This is a genomic window from Paractinoplanes deccanensis (genome assembly GCF_016862115.1).
Classification (GTDB): Bacteria; Actinomycetota; Actinomycetes; order Mycobacteriales; family Micromonosporaceae; genus Actinoplanes; species Actinoplanes deccanensis.
Genome location: NZ_BOMI01000033.1, coordinates 119,402 through 134,384, shown reverse-complemented (window position 1 = coordinate 134,384; position 14,983 = coordinate 119,402). Strand labels below are relative to the sequence as shown.

Here is a 14,983-nt window from a genome sequence, read left to right as displayed (position 1 = left end):
CGGCGCCCACGCCAAGAACAGTCGCGGCAGCGCCAGCGGACCGTCGGCCGGCGCTTGGCGTGCGTGTACGTCTGCGCTTTCACGCCGGCACCGTCGTGAAAGCGTCAGCGACAGCGGCGATACACCAGCGCATCCGGACCGCCGACCGTTCGGGGTTCTCGCCGTACAGGAACGCCATGCGCTCGGCGCAGCAGCCGACGATCAGTTCGGTGCCGACAGCATCCCTGATCTGGGCGGCAGAAGGCTGCTCCGCCGCGTCGAGGCCGGACACGAACAGTGCTTCAGCGCGGGCAACCTCGACGGGGCAGCGGGCGGCCGAGCCGACCGTGTACGTCCAGCCGCAGTCGAGGCAGCGCACCCCGCTCGGGGACACGGCGAAGTTCCGGCCACCGCACGACGGGCAGGCCATGTCACTGAGGCCGGTCACAACGCCACCCGCTCAGCGTGGGCGATCTCCGCCATGGCCAGCGCCCCGGTGCGGCAGTCGGGACACACCAGTTCGCCGCGCTCCAAGTCGTACGACATGACCGCGCCCGTGCAGTCGGTGAACGGGCAGACAGCGTGCTCGTCCGGGACGAAGCCGCCGACAGGGATGAGTTCGAGGTCGATCGTGCGCTTCATCGGGCAGCCCTCCGCGAACGCCACGCCACACCCATTGCCCGCACGAAACCGCCCAGCGACCGCTCCGACGGCATCACCTCCTCGCCACTCCAACCGCAGCGGTTGCCGTCGTACGGCAAGCGGGCCAGGGTCTCCACCACCGTGTCGTCATCCAGCTGCAAGGCGATCTCGGCGAGCATCGCCGCCCGCGCTGTCAGATCCGCAGTCACTGCCAGCCGGTCCAGGACCGGGCCCAGCGCCGGCTCGAAACGGCTGCTGGTGGCGTGCCGGCGCGACAGTTCCCCGGTGGCGACGAACTCGACGTCGGCGAGCAGGCGCAGCAGGATCGCGGTGTCGGTGTCGCTGGTAGTGCCGTGCGGGGAAGCGGCGAGGTCTTCGAACCGTTCCGCCTGGTCGATCAGCAGCTTCGGGCGGGTGTGGTCGTCGGCGGCTGCCAGCAGATCCCAGCCGCGGCCAAGGTCGCGGTAGTGGTCGTTGAGGCTCATCAGGCGAGCCTTCGCCCGCGGCCAGTCATGAACAGCAGCTGCACGCCCTCCATCGGCGCGCGGACCTCTTCGGCCACGACAACGCGGGTGAACACCTGGCCGGGTTTCCGGTTCCGCTTACGGCGGTCGAGGCGGGTCACGACCGCACCTCCCGCCGCACGGTCGCGTCAGGGGCGCGTTCGGTGTCGTCGCCCGTCCACACGCGGATCTCGTCGGTGGGCTCGTTCTGCGGCAGCTCCGCCAGCTTCTCGGCGAACACCTCAGCGGTCGGCAGGTTGCTGACGAGCCGGCCACGATGCCACTCCCGGTCGAGGAAGCGGTAGGCGAACGTGTAGACGGTCATCACGCCTCCCACGTCAGCTCGATGCGGGTGATGCCCTGGAAAGGTCCGCCCGGCCGTTCACCGTTCGCCAGGTCGCGGAGGGCGTCGGCCACGTCCCGCAGATGCGCCGGGTCGGTGGTGTCGTGCTCGCGGGGCGGCTGGTCGGCGTAGTGGACACGCACGGACAGGTTCATGCCGTCACCACCGCGTCCGGCTCGCGGCTGGCAGGGAACGGCAGGACAGCATCCTGAATCCACACCCGGCACGTCCAGCCCGCGTTGTCGGGGGCGTCGAGCCATTCGCGGGCGAACGCTTCCGGGTCAGTGCCCTCCGGGACCGAGCACATGCTGTCGGCCTTGGAAAGGCGGACGGCGCCGGTCGGGTCGGTCACCTCGAGGTAGCAGACAGCCATTGCTCAGCCCTCCCGTTGCGACTGCTCGATCGCGGCGCGCTTGTCGGCGCCACGGTGCGGGCGGTGGCTGCGGACCGGGCCGAGCTCGTCACGGTCGTAGTCGGCGGCGGCCGGCACCTGCTCCAGGAAGCGGGCCAGGTCGTCGCGGTCGTCGAAACCGGCGGGGGACAGGGTGGCGAGGCTCATCGGGAGGCTCCCATCAGGGACTCGGTGACAGGCAGGAACGTGAAGCGGGCATCGAGCTCCCGGTCGTCGAACTCGACCGCATGCCCGGTGCGGAGCTGGTGGTGGGCGGTCTGCCACAGCCGGACCGCCCCGGACCATGGGGCGTTACTGATGGTGAGCAGCCCGTGGTCGGTGGCGATCCGGACCAGGCGGCCGTTGCCGATCGCGTCGAGCTGGACGCGGGTCAGGGCGATGGTGTGGTGCTTCACCGGATCACCCGCTCGCCGTAGACGGAGATCTCGACCCGGCCGTGCTCGGGAACCAGCAGCAGGCCGTCGCGGGTCAGGTCGGTGAGCAGCCCGGCCGTGTACGCGTCCACCACGACACCGAGGCGGCGGAACGTGCCGACCGAGCGGGACAGTTCACTGGCTGCTGCCGCGTCCAGGCACTCCAGGTGCTCGCCGGTCAGGGTGGGGGTCGTGACGGTCACGACGCACCGTCCAGGCGGACGACGACACAGTCCGAGATCTCCCCGGACCAGTCGGCGGTCAGGCCCTGATCGCGGAACAGCTTCACCGCCGTCACGGCGATGTCGGGCTGCTGGTGCGGGAACGACCAGTACAGGACGTCGACCGGCTTCTGGTGGTAGTGGTGGCGCAGCTGGCCGAACGCGTCGAAGAAGGCACCACCGTGCGCGTGGGCGCCGACGTGCGCCCCCACCCACCGGTCGGTGCCCGCGTCGGCGGCGGCCTGCCGGTAGTCGGTCATGTTGTCGTCGCGGACACCGGTGGTGCCGGCCAGGTTGAAGCTCACGGCGATGCCGTGCGCGTTCAGGGCGGCGAAGGCGTTCCTGAGGCGTTCCCGGTCGCTCATCGGCTGGTCTCCTCGTACGGGTGCTCGCCGTGCGGGCCTTCCGTACCGCAGTCCGCCTCGAACCCGGCGGGCGCGCCAGGGCAAATCTGGGCGGTGGGCGAGAAGTCGTGCTCGCCGTGCGGATCGGCGCTGCCGCAGTCGGCCTGGACGATGCCGGTGGTGCCGTAGCAGTGGTTCACGGCTGCACCTGCCGGGCCGAGGCGCGCATCATGGCGGCGTGGTGAGCGAGGACATCGATCAGCGCATCGATCGCGGCAGCGTCCAGGCCGTCTTCGGGGGCGCTCAGGTAGAGCAGCGGGCGCTGGCTGCCGGCTGCGACGTCGAGCATCACCTTCACCGTCTGGCCGTTCACGGTGGGAACGGTGACGATGGCGGATTCGTGGTCGGGGTGCAGGTCACCGGCGCCGAACACGCACCAGTCGAAGACGCAGGCGGCCGGGGTGAGCGTGGCGGCGGTCATCGGGCCGCCGCCAGCATGTCGCGGATGATCCGCTGGATGTGGGCGGCCTCGTAGACGTAGCAGCGGAACCGGTCGGCGAACGTGTGCGACCCGATGGCGCCCATCCAGTGCAGGGCGTCCGGGTCGGCGGTGAGGGTGCAGATCACCTCGTGCAGCCCGGCCGGGTAGAGGACGGACACGATCTGCGCGGCGTCGTCTGGGGTGAGGCCCGCGGTTACGAGGGCGGTCCGCGCGTGGTCGGCGAGTTCGGTGTTGGTGGGGGCGTGGATGGCCACGGTTCCTCCGAAGGGAATTCCGGCCGGCGCAGGGGGACCTCAGCCGCGCCAGCACCGGCCGGGAGTCGATGGCGGATGCCTACAACCACCCTCACGCCGTGCACGACAATTGTCAAGCAATTGTCGTGCCATATGCTGGGGTTGCCAGGTCACGCAGCAGACGGCTCCGCACACCATCGGGTGACGCGGAGCCGTCTGCTTAGATGGATCAAGCAATTAGCTGGCAATTGCCGCCTCACGAGACTCGCGCTGACCTGGCCAGGTGCGCGACCATCGTGGAAGGCACTGCTTGACACGGAAGACGACGCTTGACAGAGGGGGAGCCGGTGAGCGACACGCGCTCAAGGCGTGACCTGGCGGTACGCCTAGCGCGGAAGGCGGCCAAGTGAGCAACGAATTCGTCCGCGACAACCGGCTCGCCAACACCGTCGGTCGGGCGCTCGACGAGCTGCGGGAAGCAGCCGGGCTGAGCGGTAAAGAACTCGCGGCCGCCACAGGCCTGACCCAGGCGCGAATCTCCAGGGTCCAAGCCGGCCAAGCGCGGCCGCGGCCGGACGAGATCACCAGATGGCTTCAGGCATGCGGCGCAGAGGCCAGGCTCGACGAACTGCTCGGGCTGCTCGCTGACTACGTCACGTGGCGCTCGGAGCTCGACCGGCGGATCCGGTACGGCATCGCAGGCGACGAGATCGAATACACCGCAACCTTCAAGGCCACCAAGCTCATCCGAACCTTCGCAGCCTCGGAGATCCCCGGATACCTCCAAACCGAGGAATACGCTCGCCAAACCATCGCCGCCGCAGCGCCCGAGGCGCCGGACGACGAACGCGAAGAGGCGATCAAGGCTCGTCTGGAACGCGGCGGGTACATCGGTGCCCGAGAGTTCAGGGTCGTTCTGGCCGAGGCGGCACTGCGGTGGCTGCCTGTCGACCCGGACACAATGCGCGGCCAACTGGGTCAGCTTCACACGCTCGCCGGCAAGAAGGATGTCACCCTCGGCATCCTGCCGATGGGCGTCCGCATCCCCGTAGCGCCTCGCCACGGCTTCACCATCCACGACGACCAGTTCGTCGTCGCCGACATCTTCGGCGGCGCCGTGCTGTTCCGGCAGCAGGAGCCAGCCCGCTACGCCGGCGTCATGGACACGCTGATGAAGTACGCGGTGCAGGGCAGAGCAGCCCAGAAGCTGCTCACGGCCACGATGAGCGCCATCCCGGATTGACGTCGGCATCGACTGCGCCCTCAGTGGTGCTGGCCGAACTTCTCGCCGCGGAGGAGGCTGGCCAGCGCGTCCGATGGTGTGAGCCCCGCTGATTCCGCAGCCAACCGGATGATGGCTAGCGCAAGGTCGGTGCTTTCCGGGATCGACAGTTCAACCGTGCCCAGCGCCACGTGTCCCGTCGGCAAGTACTGGACACAGACCCGGACGTCACCCTGTCCGTCCGCATCGTCCTGACGCTGCAAGCTGAGCCGAAGCCGTTCGCCGAGTTCGGACCGGTCGGCGCCCCACGTCTCCGGATAGTCGTGGCAGTGCAGCACCTCGCCGGCGTCTCCGAGGTGGTCCCGGCACCACGCTGGGCAAGGGGCGCTGGGGTGCTGAGTACGGTGCTCGGTCATCGCAGTCGCCGCCCCTCGAGTTGCGCCGGGTGTCGTCTCGTTGCGCACTAGGCTGGAAGTCGCCATGGAACGTCCTCGATGGTTGAGTGGTTCGGCCTCGACGTCGCTGCACCTTCGATCAGACCGCTTGGGCGTGCGATTCTGTAGACGACAGCGATGGACATGAGAGGACATCGGCGATGTCCATAGGTGCGACCAGGGGAGAGAGCGCGCGGCCCAATGTGATGGCCGTGGGGATGCGCCTGGCTAGAGGCTGGAGCCAGCTGGAAGGCATAGACCCAGTCAATCGCCGTGACGAACCTCGATCCATGCAAGCGGGCTGCAACGCACTGCAACCATGCGCCACAGGGAGCAAACGTGGCTGTAGTTGACCGCTGGAACGGCCGCATCGCCTGCCTTCTTCAGAAGGCTGCGGGAATGACCAACGAGCGCTTCGCGGCCTGGCTCGGAGTCGCCCCCCGCACCGTCAGCTACTGGCGCAGCCGGCCACAGGCGACCGTCAGCCCTGCCAACCAGGACATCCTGAACGCCGCGTACGAGCAACTGCCACCGCCGGCACGCAGCCAATTCACTCAGCTCGTCGCCGACTACCTCGCCGCAACCCCGCCGTCGAACGGCTACCCGGCCGCTTCTCTCGTCGCGGTAGCAGGCCACGTCTCGCCGCCGTCCTCTGACGTCGCCGCCATGCAAGCCTTCCGCGCTGCGGACCAGAAGGTCGGCGGCGGACACCTCTACGCCACCGTCGTCAGCTACCTGCACGACGAGGTGGCACCACGCCTGTTCGGCGGAAGCGACGGCGACGGATCAGCCCTGTACACCGCGGCTGCCGGGCTCACCGAGATGGCAGGCTGGATGGCCCACGACGCAGGCCGGGACAAAGTCGCGCAGCAGCACTTCAGCCGCGCCCTAGACCTGGCGAAGACCGGCGGAGATGTCCAGCTCACCGCCCACGTCCATGCCAGCATGAGCCACCTGGCACATCACCTTGGCCAGCCGGGCCAAGCGATCAAGCATGCACGCGAGGGGCGCGCCGCCCTAGACGGTGGCCCGCGACATCCCGAACTTGAGGCGCGCCTGCTCGCAATGCAGGCTCGAGGACTCGCCGGCCTCGGCCACACCGAGGACAGCACAAAAACGCTCCGGCTTGCCGAAGCGACGCTCGGCAAGGAAGCGGAGGAAGCGCCGTCCCAATGGGTCAGCGGGTTCGACGAGGGCGCCCTGGCCAACGAAGCCGCTCGCTGCCTGCGCGTTGTCGGGGACCTGAGTGAGGCCGAACGGCAGGCCCGCCGCATCATTGACCTGCGCCCGGCCGAACGCACGCGAAGCCGCGCGCTCGGGCAGATTCTGTTGGCTGGGGTCCTGGTGTCCCAGCGCAAGCCAGACGAAGCCTGCGCAGCGGTGCACCAAGTGCTGGCAGATACGAAGCCCCTGAGTTCCGGATTCGTCATCACGCAACTGCGCGACCTTCGGCAGATGTTGGAACCTCACCGCGGCAGCCGAGTGGTCGCGGATTTCCTGGAGTGCTTGGATGCTGAACTTAAGGAGCGTATGTGGCTTTACCACTGGTTGAGCAAGGAGAAAGACGGCGTGAGGTCGTGACTGAGGACGTGCCCCTGTATGAGCGCGACCCCGCAGCGTGGGAGGCGCACCTCGCGGAGGGTAACGCTCGGCAGCCGCGCAAGCGCGTCTCTGCCGACCTGCTGATCCGCGATCGGGCCGGCCGGATCCTGCTCGTTGATCCCAGCTACAAACCGGACTGGGACCTGCCCGGCGGAATGGCTGAGGCCAACGAGCCGCCGCACGTCGCAGCGCACCGTGAGGTCGCCGAGGAGTTGGGCCTCGACGTTCGCGCCGGCGACCTGCTGTGCATCGACTGGGTCGCGCCGCACGGGCCATGGGACGACCTGCTGGCCTTCATTTTCGACGGCGGCGAACTCGACGACCAGCGGGCCGCGGCGATCCGGATGGCGGATGGGGAACTGAACGCCGCGGAGTTCTGCACCGAGGCGCAGGCTCGGCAGAGGTTACGGCCGTACGTCTGGACCCGGGTTGCCGCAGCGCTCGATGCCCTCAAGACCGGACGGCCGGCGTACCTTCAGACTTTCCGGGCCGAGAACTGACGCTGCCGGCCGAGGAGAGGGTCCCGGCTCGCCCATTGACTAACAAGACGCAGCAGCCCGCGTTTCTCGTCTCGAGACGCGGGCTGCTATGTCTTCTCGGCTACTTCAGGGGGATGCGCACCCCCGGCGTGAACGTCGACTCGTGCAGCACCAGCGACGTCAACTTCGTGCCCTTCGGCACATCGAAAACGATCTTCCCTTTGACCGTGTTGCCCGGGTTGATCGACTCCAGGAACGTCGAATAGTCCTCGTTCGCCCACGTACCCGCACCCGAATCCGATGCGTACTCGGTGCCGGCCGCGTCGTACGCGTACTGCGACATGTCGCTGAACACCTCCACCGACGAGCCCACATTCTTCACCGACACGTCCACCAGGCAGAACTGGCCCTGCGCCTTCTCCCCGAAATCGGCCGGCCCGACCGACGGGACACCGCACTTCATGCCGGTCACCGTGAACTCGAACTTCCCGTCCTTGATCGGCTTGCCCATCTCCCCAGCGACGGCGTTCTTGCCCTTGGTGTTCTCGTCGAGCTCGTTGAGCGCCGCACCGGTTCCGCCGAGGACCAGGGTGAACAGGCCGACGCAGCCGAGGATGCCGGCCAGCACGATGCCGCCGACGATCCACGGCCACTTCCGCTTCTTCCGCGGCGCCTGCTGCTGCTGCGGCGGCGTCCAGCCGGGCGGGGGAGCGCCGTAGGGCTGGCCCGAGGTGGGCTGCCCGTACTGCGGTGGGGCGCTGTACGGCTGCCCGGACGTGGGCTGGTACGGCTGGGGTGGCTGCTGGCCGTACTGCGGAGGCTGCGGCGGCTGGTAGGTCACGAAGGGCTCCGAGCGGACCGGCGGTGGACTGGTGTGCGGCCGGGCCCCAGTCCGTACAGCCCGGCCGCAACACAACCAACCGTGATCGGGTGCACACCGATATGGGTCGATCGGGTGAGGCAGGCCGGATGATCGGGTACGAAGCCGGTCAGTCGGCGCCGAACACCTCACCCAGATCCAACACTCGGGTCATGCCGGCGCCGGCCTGCTCGAGCGTGCCCGCCGCGTAGGTGGCCAGCGACAGGTTGTCAGCGATCGAGATCAGCATCGCCTGGGCCAGGCCGCGGCTCAGCGGGCTTGCCGCCACGATTGCATCCACGGCGCTGCGCATGTCCGCGTCGGCCAGGCGCATTCCGTGGGCGGTGACGAACGATTCCAGCCGGGTCAGCGCGTCAGTGTCGTCGGCGAGGATCTGCTGCGCTTCCTCCACCGCGAAGAACGGGATGTGCACCGGCCCGCCGGTGTCCTCGCGCAGTTCCCGCAGCAGCTCGTCGATGGCGAACGAGCGCATGTCGTTGTGGGCGTAGGCGACCAGGGCGGACGCGTCGACAACGATGCCCGGGTCGGTCACGCCAGGCCGTAGCGGGCCAGGAACGCCCGGCCTTCCGCTTTCGCCTGCGGCGAGTGCGCGGCAGCACGCTTCTCGCGGATGTAGCCGCGGAACTTCTCACGCTGCGCGTCGGTGATCCCGTACTGGGCGGCTTTGGCGTCCAGGCGGGCGTCCTCGGCGAGCCGGGCGATCACGTCCGGGTGCTGCTCGACGTAGCTGGCAGCCTCATCGGGCAGTTCGATGTCGGGACGCCGCGTCATACCCCCAGGGTAGCGTCGCATGGCGTCGACCCGCAGCATCGGCTTCAAGTGGTACGGGGCGGCAGGCCGAGCCGGCGGCGGAGGTCGTCGTACCTGTCCGGATGCGCTTCCCGGTAGGCCCGGCGCTCGGCCAGCACCTGCCGCCAGCGGGCCACCCCGGAATGCCGCAGCCACTGCTGACACTGCTCGCTGAAGAACCAGTCGTCCGGGCCGAGGTTCGCAGGCTCCCTCATTGCGGCAGGCTACCGCTGAAAGTCGTACTGCCAGTGTCTTCATCCGCAGGCTTGCGGCAGGCAGGCTTTCTGCATGAATGAACCTTTACGAGCGTCGATGTCTCGCCGTAACGTCATATCGCTCGGAGTAGCTGCGTGCATACGAGGGGTGGCCTGATGGCGGCCAAAAAGTGGGGCTGGTGGACCCGGCACAAGCTGCAGATCCTCCAGGACTACCTGACAGAGTTTGTCAAGGCATCCAAGCGGGCAGATGAGCGCATCTACCTTGACCTGTTCGCCGGCTGGCCGGAGAACCAATCCCGCGAAACCAACGAACTGATCCTGGGCTCCGCTCGTCGAGCCATCGAAGTCGAGCCACCGTTCACCCGCATTGGCCTGTTCGAGCTCGAGCCCAAAGCCCGACGCCTCGAGCAGGCGATACGACAGGCATATCCCAACCGCTCCGGCGTCAAGGTCTTCCCCGGCGACTGCAACACCACCGTCCCGGCCGCCCTGCACCAGCTGCAACCGATCTCCTGGGCCCCAACCTTTGCGTTCGTTGACCAGTTCGACTCCGAGATCAAGTGGTCGACCCTGCAGCAGATCGCCTCGTTCCGGCCGGCAAAGTACACCAAGGCCGAAATGTGGATCCTGTTCGCCACCGGCATGTACCCGCGCGGACTCAACCTTCACGGTGAAGGCATGAACGCCCGCTACGGCGACACGATCACCGAAATGCTCGGCAGCGAAGAATGGATCCCGATCGCGCAGGACACTCGCACCGGCGATCTGTCGCCGGCGGAAGCCCGCGACGAGTGGGTCAACCTGTTCCGCTGGCGCCTCGAAAACGACCTCGGCTACCAGCACACGTACGGGTTCACGATGAAGAACACCGGCGGGCAGGAGATCTACGACATGGTGTTCGCCACCGACCATCGAGCCGGAAACAAGATCATGTCGCACCTGTACGGCAAGGCGGCGGGCGAGCACGAGGACATGCGCCGGCACGCCCTTGCCTTACGCCGTGACGAACGAGCTCGTGACAAAGGCATCGCCACCCTGTTCGACGTCGGCCCCCGCATGGTTACCGGGAGCCGAATCGCCAACAGCCGCATCTATCAGCCGGAACCGGCACGGCCGCCTTATGGCGCCCGCTGACTCAGCCCGCGAGTAGCTCCGAGGTGCAGGCGTCGGGCATCTCATCCCAGGTGCGCCCGTCGAGCTCTCGACCGCCGGACTTCGGGTTGCGCCCGCCCCACTGCTTGAAAAAGAACGCCACGCCGGCAGCAGAACATTCGTCGCGCAGCGATCGCGCCCAGTCGCGGTGCATCGGGCGCGCCTTGATGCCGGACTCGCCGCCGACCACCACCCAGTCCAGGTCGGCGGGCGCGACCGTGCCGACTCCGCCGTTCAGCCACGGCATCAGGTGCACTGGGCTGAGAAGCGGCTCGCACGACAACCACCGCACCGCAGCTGGCGTGTTTAAAAGAGCCGGAACGCGCAGCTCGGCGCGCTTCTGATCCTCGACGCTCACCCCCAGCCAGACGTTCGGCAGTGGCCAGCCGCTGCCCCTGTGCGCAAGTTTGTCGCGGAACGACGGCCGGCTGAGCAGCGACCGCATCCGTCCGTGCCTCTTGGTGAGCAGCTGGTAGGTGTGCTGAGGGGTGCGGGCCATCACTGAGAACACCTCGGCGATGAACGCGTCCGGCACTTGGTCGTGGAACAGGTCGCTCATCGAGTTGACGAACACCTTCCGCGGCCGGCGCCACGTGAGCGGCAGGTTGAGCTTGTCTGGGCGGAGCTGGATGTCGAAGCCCTGCTCGAAGTAGTGGCCGGGAGTGCCGCGCCACCGCTCGGCGAACGTCTTGGCGTAGCAGTTGTCGCAGCCGGGCGACACCTCGTCGCAGCCGGTTACAGGATTCCAGGTGGCCTCGGTCCATTCGATGGCGCTTCGGTCAGCCATGGTTGGTCTCCATTCTCGCAGCGTAACGGCAGGTGAACGTTCGTTCGAATCGGCTGTACGGCTTTCGGGTTTGCCGGGTGGTCCTGGTCCTGAAGCGGTCCTGGGTGGTCCTGGCAGGACCGTCAGATTGGTCGTCAACCCGGCCCGAGCAGGTGTCAGAACTTCTGACACCTCTTCTGACACTCTCTGGAGAGTGTCTTTAAGTCAGAAGAGTCAGAAAAAACGTCTGAGAGTGACGGGCGGTTACAGACGGTAGGGTTTTCTGACTCTTCTGACTTTCTGACAGGGAGGTAGGGGTGTCAGTTCAGATGCCACGGCCAGCGATCTTCATTGACTGATAGAAGCCCCGTGACGGCTTGTCGATCTCGCCCTTCTTGACCATGCGCTTCAAGGTCTGGTCGATGTTGGAACGCGTCACATCCACGTCCTCGAACTCCGCGACCAACTCGGAGGCCGCCACCACACCCGTCCTCGAGTCGATGTACTCGCGTAGCGACTTACGGAGATCACCGAAGCCCCTCCCGGCCGCTTGCTCAGCCAGGATGTCGCCGGCTTTGCGGTCGTCAGGTTCACCCCAGGCCACACGAGACGTGAAAATGAACGGCTCATCACCCTCCTCCACATCGGCGGGGTCCAGGTCGAATCGCACTGACGCCAACCGGTAGACGACCGACTGCTGCGCGGGTCCGACGTTGCACTTCTCGTGGGTGAACAGGAACGTCCCGTCCTCAGTCGGGTCGGCTATGCAGAACAGCACCGACCGCGGCAGCGACGTGAACGCCTTGGAGGCCATCACGCTGTTGAGCGCGTCCGTCGAGTTCGACTTGTTCACGTGGATCAGGCCGAGGACCGCCATGGACACCCGGCCGCACATCGCGATCAGTGGCTCGAGGCCCTGCTGCACCTGCTTCTGGTTGTTGGTGTCGATGCGCCCATCGATGATCGACATCAGGGGGTCGATCAGGAGAAGGGCAGGCCGGTACAACTTGATCGCCCGCTCGATGGCCCGGATATCGCCCGGCGCCGTGATGGCGCGCCATCCGCCGTTCTCGTCCTGTACGGCAATGTGAAACACCCGGTCCAGGTCGGCGCCGACCGCCCGCAGCCGGGGAACAATGGTGTGTTCCCAACTGTCCTCAGTGGCGCACAGGATGACGTTCTGCGGGCGGCCAAGGTAGCGGCCCTCGAGAGTGCCCTTGGTGAGTCGGGCGGCGATGTCCAGGGAGACCGTCGACTTCCCGATGCCCTCGCGTCCGGCGAGGATGGTCATCATCCCGGCGGGGATGCGCCCGGCCATTAGCCACCGGGTGCCGCGCATCTTGAACGAGCTCGCCGCTCGTAGCTGCACGCCACCCTGGTTTGGGGAGTCGGCGATGCCGGCGGTCGCTTCCTCGAAGACGCGTCGGACCGTCTCCATGTTGCGGGACTTCAGAGCCTGCTGCGCTCGGTCCACGATGGCTTTCGCGCCGCGCCACTCGGCGGCGGCGCGCACGCGTGCGGCGTGCCAGGCGAAGTCGCCGATTTCCATCGATGCCCTCGTGCGGCAGGCGCTGAGATAACTCGCCGGGTCGACCACTGCCGTCACCTGCCGAATCGGCAGCAGATCGGCCAGTACAGACATCGCGTCCAACTGGCCGGCGTGAGCGTGGTTCTGCATGGCGGCATAGATGTGCTGGTGGGGGATGGTCATGAAGTCTGCTGGGCTCAGCTGGCCGATCAGCTGCTCGCTGTTGCCGGCGATGAGCAGCTTGCCGATGGTTGTCCGTTCCCAGCTCAGAACGACGTCGGGGTCATCGAGGCCGTCGGTGTCGGCAACATGCCCGTCAGTCGCGCTCGTCACCGGTCACCGCCGATTCATGGACGCGAGACCACCACTCGTTTACCTTCAAGGGGTCTCCTACGTAGTTCGGTACGTGGGCTTGACGACAGGCCGTGGCGTGGCAGGCGCCGCGGCCCTCGTCATTTCCGGACCAGGAGCCCGGTGGTGGGCTGCCTTGCGAGGTTGTTGCTGGCGGTAAGGAACTCGCGGAGTTCAGCGATTCGCTGACTCCACGCGACTCGATGGCGAAACTGGGGCTGCCGTTCACGGCGTTCCCAGCGGCGAAGTGTCGCGGCCTGTACGGGGACGCTGGAAGCCAGCTGCTCGACGGAGACGCCGGCGGCTTCGCGGATGCGACGGCACTCTTCCGGCGGGGGCAAGTTGCGGGCTATGCGAAGTTGGTCGCGCAGCGGAATGTCCTGCAAGACGCGGTGTCGGGGTGCGGTCATGGCGAGCATCGTATCTTGTGGCACGACAATTATCTAGCAATTGTCGTGGCCGTATGGCAGACTTCCCCCCATGCCCACGAGGATCTACGCCCTGCCCGACACCCCCGAACCCGCCACCACCCCGGCCGGGTACGAGGGCGACGACGCGTGGGCACAGACCGTCTGGGCGCACCTCACCGCATCCCTCGAAACCATCCCCGCCGCCGCCTGGTACACCCTCGCCGCCGCCGTCATCGCCGCCGGGCTGATCAGCTCCATTCGCCTCGCCCTCGGCAGCCGCGACACCACCCGCCGGGTCAAGAGCGACAAGTTCCTCACCTTCCTCGCCGCCGGCGTCGCCACGGGAGTGGTCGCCACCGGCATGTGGAAGTTCTTCGGCGACGTCCTGCACATCGCCAACCCGTACGCCCGCGTCGCCCTGTTTGCGTTCTTCGAGATCGCCATGCTCGCGTCGGCGTTCCGGTCCCGCCGCTTCCGGCTCGACCGGGCCGCCAAACGCGACACCAACCCCGACTATGTGGAACAGCGCGTCGACGTCGACGGCATCGCCGTGTGGGTGCTCGCCGCCCTGTCCGGCCTGTTCGCCGCCGCCGACGAGCACACCACCGCCGGTAAGGCCGTCCGGGTCGTGGCGCCGCTGCTCGCCGCCTGGATGTGGGAACGCGGCCTCGCGGGTGAGCTCATGCAGTTCACCCGCGGGCAGAAGCGGCTCAACCTGCGGATCACCCCGGAACGGGCCCTGGTATGGCTCGGGATTGCCGAGCCCACCGACAGGGCCATCGGCGATGTGGCCCGCAAGCGGCGCATCGCCCAGTTCGCGCGTACCGCCTACCGGCTCAACCGGCTCGTCGAGGACGGCAAGACCGGCTGGCGGCTGAAGTGGACCCGGTGGCGGCTGCGCCGGCAGACCGAGGCGGCCAACGAGCACCTGAAGCTTGCCACCGACCCGGCGCTGCTCGCCGAGGTCCGCGCCCAGCTCGCCCTGCTGTACGGGGTGGAGGACGGCACCTCCCGGCTGGCGGTCGCAGACCTGACGCCGTTGCGCCCGACCCCGCGCCGCGAGCTCGCCGCCACGCCGTTCACCCCGGCACCGGCACCGCCAACTGGCGACCGTGACGGCGACACAACTCCCGCCGGATACGTCGCCACCGTGCCCGCCACCGCGGCGGATGAGGACGTCGCCACCGCCGACGACACCACTGCCGCCATCGACCACGCCGCTAGGTCGGCCAATGGTGGCGCCTCCGAGACCGCCACTGATGCCGCCAAAAGCGAACGCCCCAAGCCCGCCAGAACGCGCGCCAGCAAGCCCGCCGCCACCGGCGCCCACCCGACCGCCGTCAAGCTCGCCAAGTACCTCGCCAAATATCCGGGCGAAACAAACGCTGAGCTGGCGAAACGCATGCGCGTTGGCGACCGCACGATCAGCCGTTACCGGGCCGACGCGGAAGCGCTCAACGCCCGCCAGCAGGCCGCGATCCCGGCGCCTTTTCCGCTGCCCGAACCGCCCGTCACCGCGGGCGTGAACGGCCACCACCTGACCCCCGAGGAGAACTGACC

Annotated in this window: 27 protein-coding genes; 5 read left to right on the top strand and 22 right to left on the bottom strand. The window is 67.7% G+C overall.

Translation table 11 applies throughout. The annotated features are described in order from the left end of the window. Positions 1-79: 79 nt before the first annotated feature. The 14 genes from Ade02nite_RS10140 to Ade02nite_RS10075 are packed head-to-tail and all read right to left on the bottom strand — an operon-like array spanning position 80 to position 3,613. The gene (locus Ade02nite_RS10140) at positions 80-427 is read right to left on the bottom strand and encodes a hypothetical protein (protein WP_203761314.1); all 348 of its coding nucleotides are present in this window, start codon (positions 425-427) and stop codon (positions 80-82) included. Next, a complete protein-coding gene (locus Ade02nite_RS10135; RefSeq protein ID WP_203761313.1) occupies positions 424-621 on the bottom strand; it encodes a hypothetical protein in 198 nt (65 codons plus the stop codon). The genes Ade02nite_RS10140 and Ade02nite_RS10135 overlap by 4 nt, the downstream gene beginning before the upstream one ends. Then, the gene (locus tag Ade02nite_RS10130) at positions 618-1,106 is read right to left on the bottom strand and encodes a hypothetical protein (protein ID WP_203761312.1); all 489 of its coding nucleotides are present in this window, start codon (positions 1,104-1,106) and stop codon (positions 618-620) included. The genes Ade02nite_RS10135 and Ade02nite_RS10130 overlap by 4 nt, the downstream gene beginning before the upstream one ends. After that, the gene (locus Ade02nite_RS10125) at positions 1,106-1,246 is read right to left on the bottom strand and encodes a hypothetical protein (protein ID WP_203761311.1); all 141 of its coding nucleotides are present in this window, start codon (positions 1,244-1,246) and stop codon (positions 1,106-1,108) included. The genes Ade02nite_RS10130 and Ade02nite_RS10125 overlap by 1 nt, the downstream gene beginning before the upstream one ends. After that, entirely contained in the window at positions 1,243-1,449 is a 207-nt protein-coding gene (locus Ade02nite_RS10120; protein WP_203761310.1) for a hypothetical protein, read from the bottom strand. Before Ade02nite_RS10120 ends, Ade02nite_RS10125 begins: the two co-directional genes overlap by 4 nt. After that, positions 1,449-1,622, bottom strand: a complete 174-nt coding sequence (locus Ade02nite_RS10115) for a hypothetical protein (protein ID WP_203761309.1) — start codon at positions 1,620-1,622, stop codon at positions 1,449-1,451. Before Ade02nite_RS10115 ends, Ade02nite_RS10120 begins: the two co-directional genes overlap by 1 nt. After that, positions 1,619-1,819 carry a hypothetical protein gene (locus Ade02nite_RS10110; RefSeq protein WP_203761308.1) on the bottom strand — a complete coding sequence of 67 codons (201 nt, stop codon included), beginning with the start codon at positions 1,817-1,819 and terminating at the stop codon, positions 1,619-1,621. The genes Ade02nite_RS10115 and Ade02nite_RS10110 overlap by 4 nt, the downstream gene beginning before the upstream one ends. 24 nt (positions 1,820-1,843) lie before the next feature. Further along, the gene (locus Ade02nite_RS10105; protein ID WP_203761307.1) at positions 1,844-2,026 is read right to left on the bottom strand and encodes a hypothetical protein; all 183 of its coding nucleotides are present in this window, start codon (positions 2,024-2,026) and stop codon (positions 1,844-1,846) included. Next, positions 2,023-2,274 (bottom strand): hypothetical protein, encoded by a 252-nt coding sequence (locus Ade02nite_RS10100; protein ID WP_203761306.1) that lies wholly within the window; start codon positions 2,272-2,274, stop codon positions 2,023-2,025. Before Ade02nite_RS10100 ends, Ade02nite_RS10105 begins: the two co-directional genes overlap by 4 nt. Further along, entirely contained in the window at positions 2,271-2,495 is a 225-nt protein-coding gene (locus Ade02nite_RS10095) for a hypothetical protein (protein ID WP_203761305.1), read from the bottom strand. The genes Ade02nite_RS10100 and Ade02nite_RS10095 overlap by 4 nt, the downstream gene beginning before the upstream one ends. Next, complete coding sequence (locus tag Ade02nite_RS10090) at positions 2,492-2,878, bottom strand: DUF6891 domain-containing protein (protein ID WP_203761304.1); 387 nt, start codon at positions 2,876-2,878, stop codon at positions 2,492-2,494. The genes Ade02nite_RS10095 and Ade02nite_RS10090 overlap by 4 nt, the downstream gene beginning before the upstream one ends. Continuing rightward, entirely contained in the window at positions 2,875-3,057 is a 183-nt protein-coding gene (locus Ade02nite_RS10085) for a hypothetical protein (RefSeq protein ID WP_203761303.1), read from the bottom strand. The genes Ade02nite_RS10090 and Ade02nite_RS10085 overlap by 4 nt, the downstream gene beginning before the upstream one ends. Next, positions 3,054-3,338 (bottom strand): hypothetical protein, encoded by a 285-nt coding sequence (locus Ade02nite_RS10080; RefSeq protein ID WP_203761302.1) that lies wholly within the window; start codon positions 3,336-3,338, stop codon positions 3,054-3,056. Before Ade02nite_RS10080 ends, Ade02nite_RS10085 begins: the two co-directional genes overlap by 4 nt. Beyond that, positions 3,335-3,613: a hypothetical protein gene (locus Ade02nite_RS10075; RefSeq protein WP_203761301.1), complete on the bottom strand. Its 279-nt coding sequence runs from the start codon at positions 3,611-3,613 to the stop codon at positions 3,335-3,337. The genes Ade02nite_RS10080 and Ade02nite_RS10075 overlap by 4 nt, the downstream gene beginning before the upstream one ends. 385 nt (positions 3,614-3,998) lie before the next feature. Between Ade02nite_RS10075 and Ade02nite_RS10070 the strand changes: the two genes are divergently transcribed. Then, a complete protein-coding gene (locus tag Ade02nite_RS10070; RefSeq protein ID WP_203761300.1) occupies positions 3,999-4,835 on the top strand; it encodes a Scr1 family TA system antitoxin-like transcriptional regulator in 837 nt (278 codons plus the stop codon). A gap of 20 nt (positions 4,836-4,855) precedes the next feature. Here the strand turns inward: Ade02nite_RS10070 and Ade02nite_RS10065 are convergent, their stop codons facing one another. Further along, positions 4,856-5,296, bottom strand: coding sequence for a hypothetical protein (locus Ade02nite_RS10065; protein ID WP_203761299.1), 441 nt, complete (start codon positions 5,294-5,296; stop codon positions 4,856-4,858). A 291-nt stretch (positions 5,297-5,587) separates the two neighbouring features. On the opposite strand from Ade02nite_RS10065, the gene Ade02nite_RS10060 reads away from it, so the two are divergent. After that, positions 5,588-6,829 carry an NsdA family TPR-like regulatory protein gene (locus Ade02nite_RS10060; RefSeq protein WP_203761298.1) on the top strand — a complete coding sequence of 414 codons (1,242 nt, stop codon included), beginning with the start codon at positions 5,588-5,590 and terminating at the stop codon, positions 6,827-6,829. Next, on the top strand, positions 6,826-7,350 hold the full coding sequence (locus tag Ade02nite_RS10055; RefSeq protein WP_203761297.1) for an NUDIX domain-containing protein: 525 nt from the start codon (positions 6,826-6,828) through the stop codon (positions 7,348-7,350). The genes Ade02nite_RS10060 and Ade02nite_RS10055 overlap by 4 nt, the downstream gene beginning before the upstream one ends. 100 nt (positions 7,351-7,450) lie before the next feature. Here Ade02nite_RS10055 and Ade02nite_RS10050 read toward each other — a convergent pair whose 3' ends face one another. The 4 genes from Ade02nite_RS10050 to Ade02nite_RS10035 all read right to left on the bottom strand — a co-directional run bounded on the left by Ade02nite_RS10050 (position 7,451) and on the right by Ade02nite_RS10035 (position 9,213). Further along, positions 7,451-8,170 carry a DUF4352 domain-containing protein gene (locus Ade02nite_RS10050; RefSeq protein ID WP_203761296.1) on the bottom strand — a complete coding sequence of 240 codons (720 nt, stop codon included), beginning with the start codon at positions 8,168-8,170 and terminating at the stop codon, positions 7,451-7,453. Between the two features lie 148 nt (positions 8,171-8,318). Continuing rightward, the gene (locus tag Ade02nite_RS10045) at positions 8,319-8,741 is read right to left on the bottom strand and encodes a hypothetical protein (protein WP_203761295.1); all 423 of its coding nucleotides are present in this window, start codon (positions 8,739-8,741) and stop codon (positions 8,319-8,321) included. After that, on the bottom strand, positions 8,738-8,980 hold the full coding sequence (locus Ade02nite_RS10040) for a hypothetical protein (RefSeq protein ID WP_203761294.1): 243 nt from the start codon (positions 8,978-8,980) through the stop codon (positions 8,738-8,740). The genes Ade02nite_RS10045 and Ade02nite_RS10040 overlap by 4 nt, the downstream gene beginning before the upstream one ends. Before the next feature lie 44 nt (positions 8,981-9,024). Next, positions 9,025-9,213, bottom strand: coding sequence for a hypothetical protein (locus Ade02nite_RS10035; protein ID WP_203761293.1), 189 nt, complete (start codon positions 9,211-9,213; stop codon positions 9,025-9,027). A 156-nt stretch (positions 9,214-9,369) separates the two neighbouring features. Here Ade02nite_RS10035 and tcmP point away from each other — a divergent pair, with 156 nt between their 5' ends. Continuing rightward, a complete protein-coding gene (tcmP, locus tag Ade02nite_RS10030) occupies positions 9,370-10,350 on the top strand; it encodes a three-Cys-motif partner protein TcmP (protein ID WP_203761292.1) in 981 nt (326 codons plus the stop codon). A gap of 1 nt (position 10,351) precedes the next feature. Here tcmP and Ade02nite_RS10025 read toward each other — a convergent pair whose 3' ends face one another. From Ade02nite_RS10025 to Ade02nite_RS10015, 3 genes are all read right to left on the bottom strand, one after another. After that, on the bottom strand, positions 10,352-11,155 hold the full coding sequence (locus tag Ade02nite_RS10025; RefSeq protein WP_203761291.1) for a DUF5131 family protein: 804 nt from the start codon (positions 11,153-11,155) through the stop codon (positions 10,352-10,354). Positions 11,156-11,459: 304 nt separating this feature from the next. Beyond that, entirely contained in the window at positions 11,460-12,995 is a 1,536-nt protein-coding gene (locus Ade02nite_RS10020; RefSeq protein WP_203761290.1) for an AAA family ATPase, read from the bottom strand. Positions 12,996-13,114: 119 nt separating this feature from the next. Next, positions 13,115-13,423 (bottom strand): helix-turn-helix domain-containing protein, encoded by a 309-nt coding sequence (locus Ade02nite_RS10015; protein ID WP_203761289.1) that lies wholly within the window; start codon positions 13,421-13,423, stop codon positions 13,115-13,117. Between the two features lie 70 nt (positions 13,424-13,493). Between Ade02nite_RS10015 and Ade02nite_RS10010 the strand changes: the two genes are divergently transcribed. Continuing rightward, on the top strand, positions 13,494-14,981 hold the full coding sequence (locus Ade02nite_RS10010) for a hypothetical protein (protein WP_203761288.1): 1,488 nt from the start codon (positions 13,494-13,496) through the stop codon (positions 14,979-14,981). Positions 14,982-14,983 lie beyond the last annotated feature (2 nt).

Bases quoted from the DNA above. Each gene is read 5' to 3' on its own strand.
- Ade02nite_RS10120 (WP_203761310.1), bottom strand. From the start codon at position 1,449: ATGACCGTCTACACGTTCGCCTACCGCTTCCTCGACCGGGAGTGGCAT.
- Ade02nite_RS10015 (WP_203761289.1), bottom strand. From the start codon at position 13,423: ATGACCGCACCCCGACACCGCGTCTTGCAGGACATTCCGCTGCGCGAC.
- Ade02nite_RS10025 (WP_203761291.1), bottom strand. From the start codon at position 11,155: ATGGCTGACCGAAGCGCCATCGAATGGACCGAGGCCACCTGGAATCCT.
- Ade02nite_RS10080 (WP_203761302.1), bottom strand. From the start codon at position 3,338: ATGACCGCCGCCACGCTCACCCCGGCCGCCTGCGTCTTCGACTGGTGC.
- Ade02nite_RS10040 (WP_203761294.1), bottom strand. From the start codon at position 8,980: ATGACGCGGCGTCCCGACATCGAACTGCCCGATGAGGCTGCCAGCTAC.
- Ade02nite_RS10130 (WP_203761312.1), bottom strand. From the start codon at position 1,106: ATGAGCCTCAACGACCACTACCGCGACCTTGGCCGCGGCTGGGATCTG.
- Ade02nite_RS10065 (WP_203761299.1), bottom strand. From the start codon at position 5,296: ATGGCGACTTCCAGCCTAGTGCGCAACGAGACGACACCCGGCGCAACT.
- Ade02nite_RS10105 (WP_203761307.1), bottom strand. From the start codon at position 2,026: ATGAGCCTCGCCACCCTGTCCCCCGCCGGTTTCGACGACCGCGACGAC.
- Ade02nite_RS10035 (WP_203761293.1), bottom strand. From the start codon at position 9,213: ATGAGGGAGCCTGCGAACCTCGGCCCGGACGACTGGTTCTTCAGCGAG.
- Ade02nite_RS10090 (WP_203761304.1), bottom strand. From the start codon at position 2,878: ATGAGCGACCGGGAACGCCTCAGGAACGCCTTCGCCGCCCTGAACGCG.
- tcmP (WP_203761292.1), top strand. From the start codon at position 9,370: ATGGCGGCCAAAAAGTGGGGCTGGTGGACCCGGCACAAGCTGCAGATC.
- Ade02nite_RS10135 (WP_203761313.1), bottom strand. From the start codon at position 621: ATGAAGCGCACGATCGACCTCGAACTCATCCCTGTCGGCGGCTTCGTC.
- Ade02nite_RS10010 (WP_203761288.1), top strand. From the start codon at position 13,494: ATGCCCACGAGGATCTACGCCCTGCCCGACACCCCCGAACCCGCCACC.
- Ade02nite_RS10115 (WP_203761309.1), bottom strand. From the start codon at position 1,622: ATGAACCTGTCCGTGCGTGTCCACTACGCCGACCAGCCGCCCCGCGAG.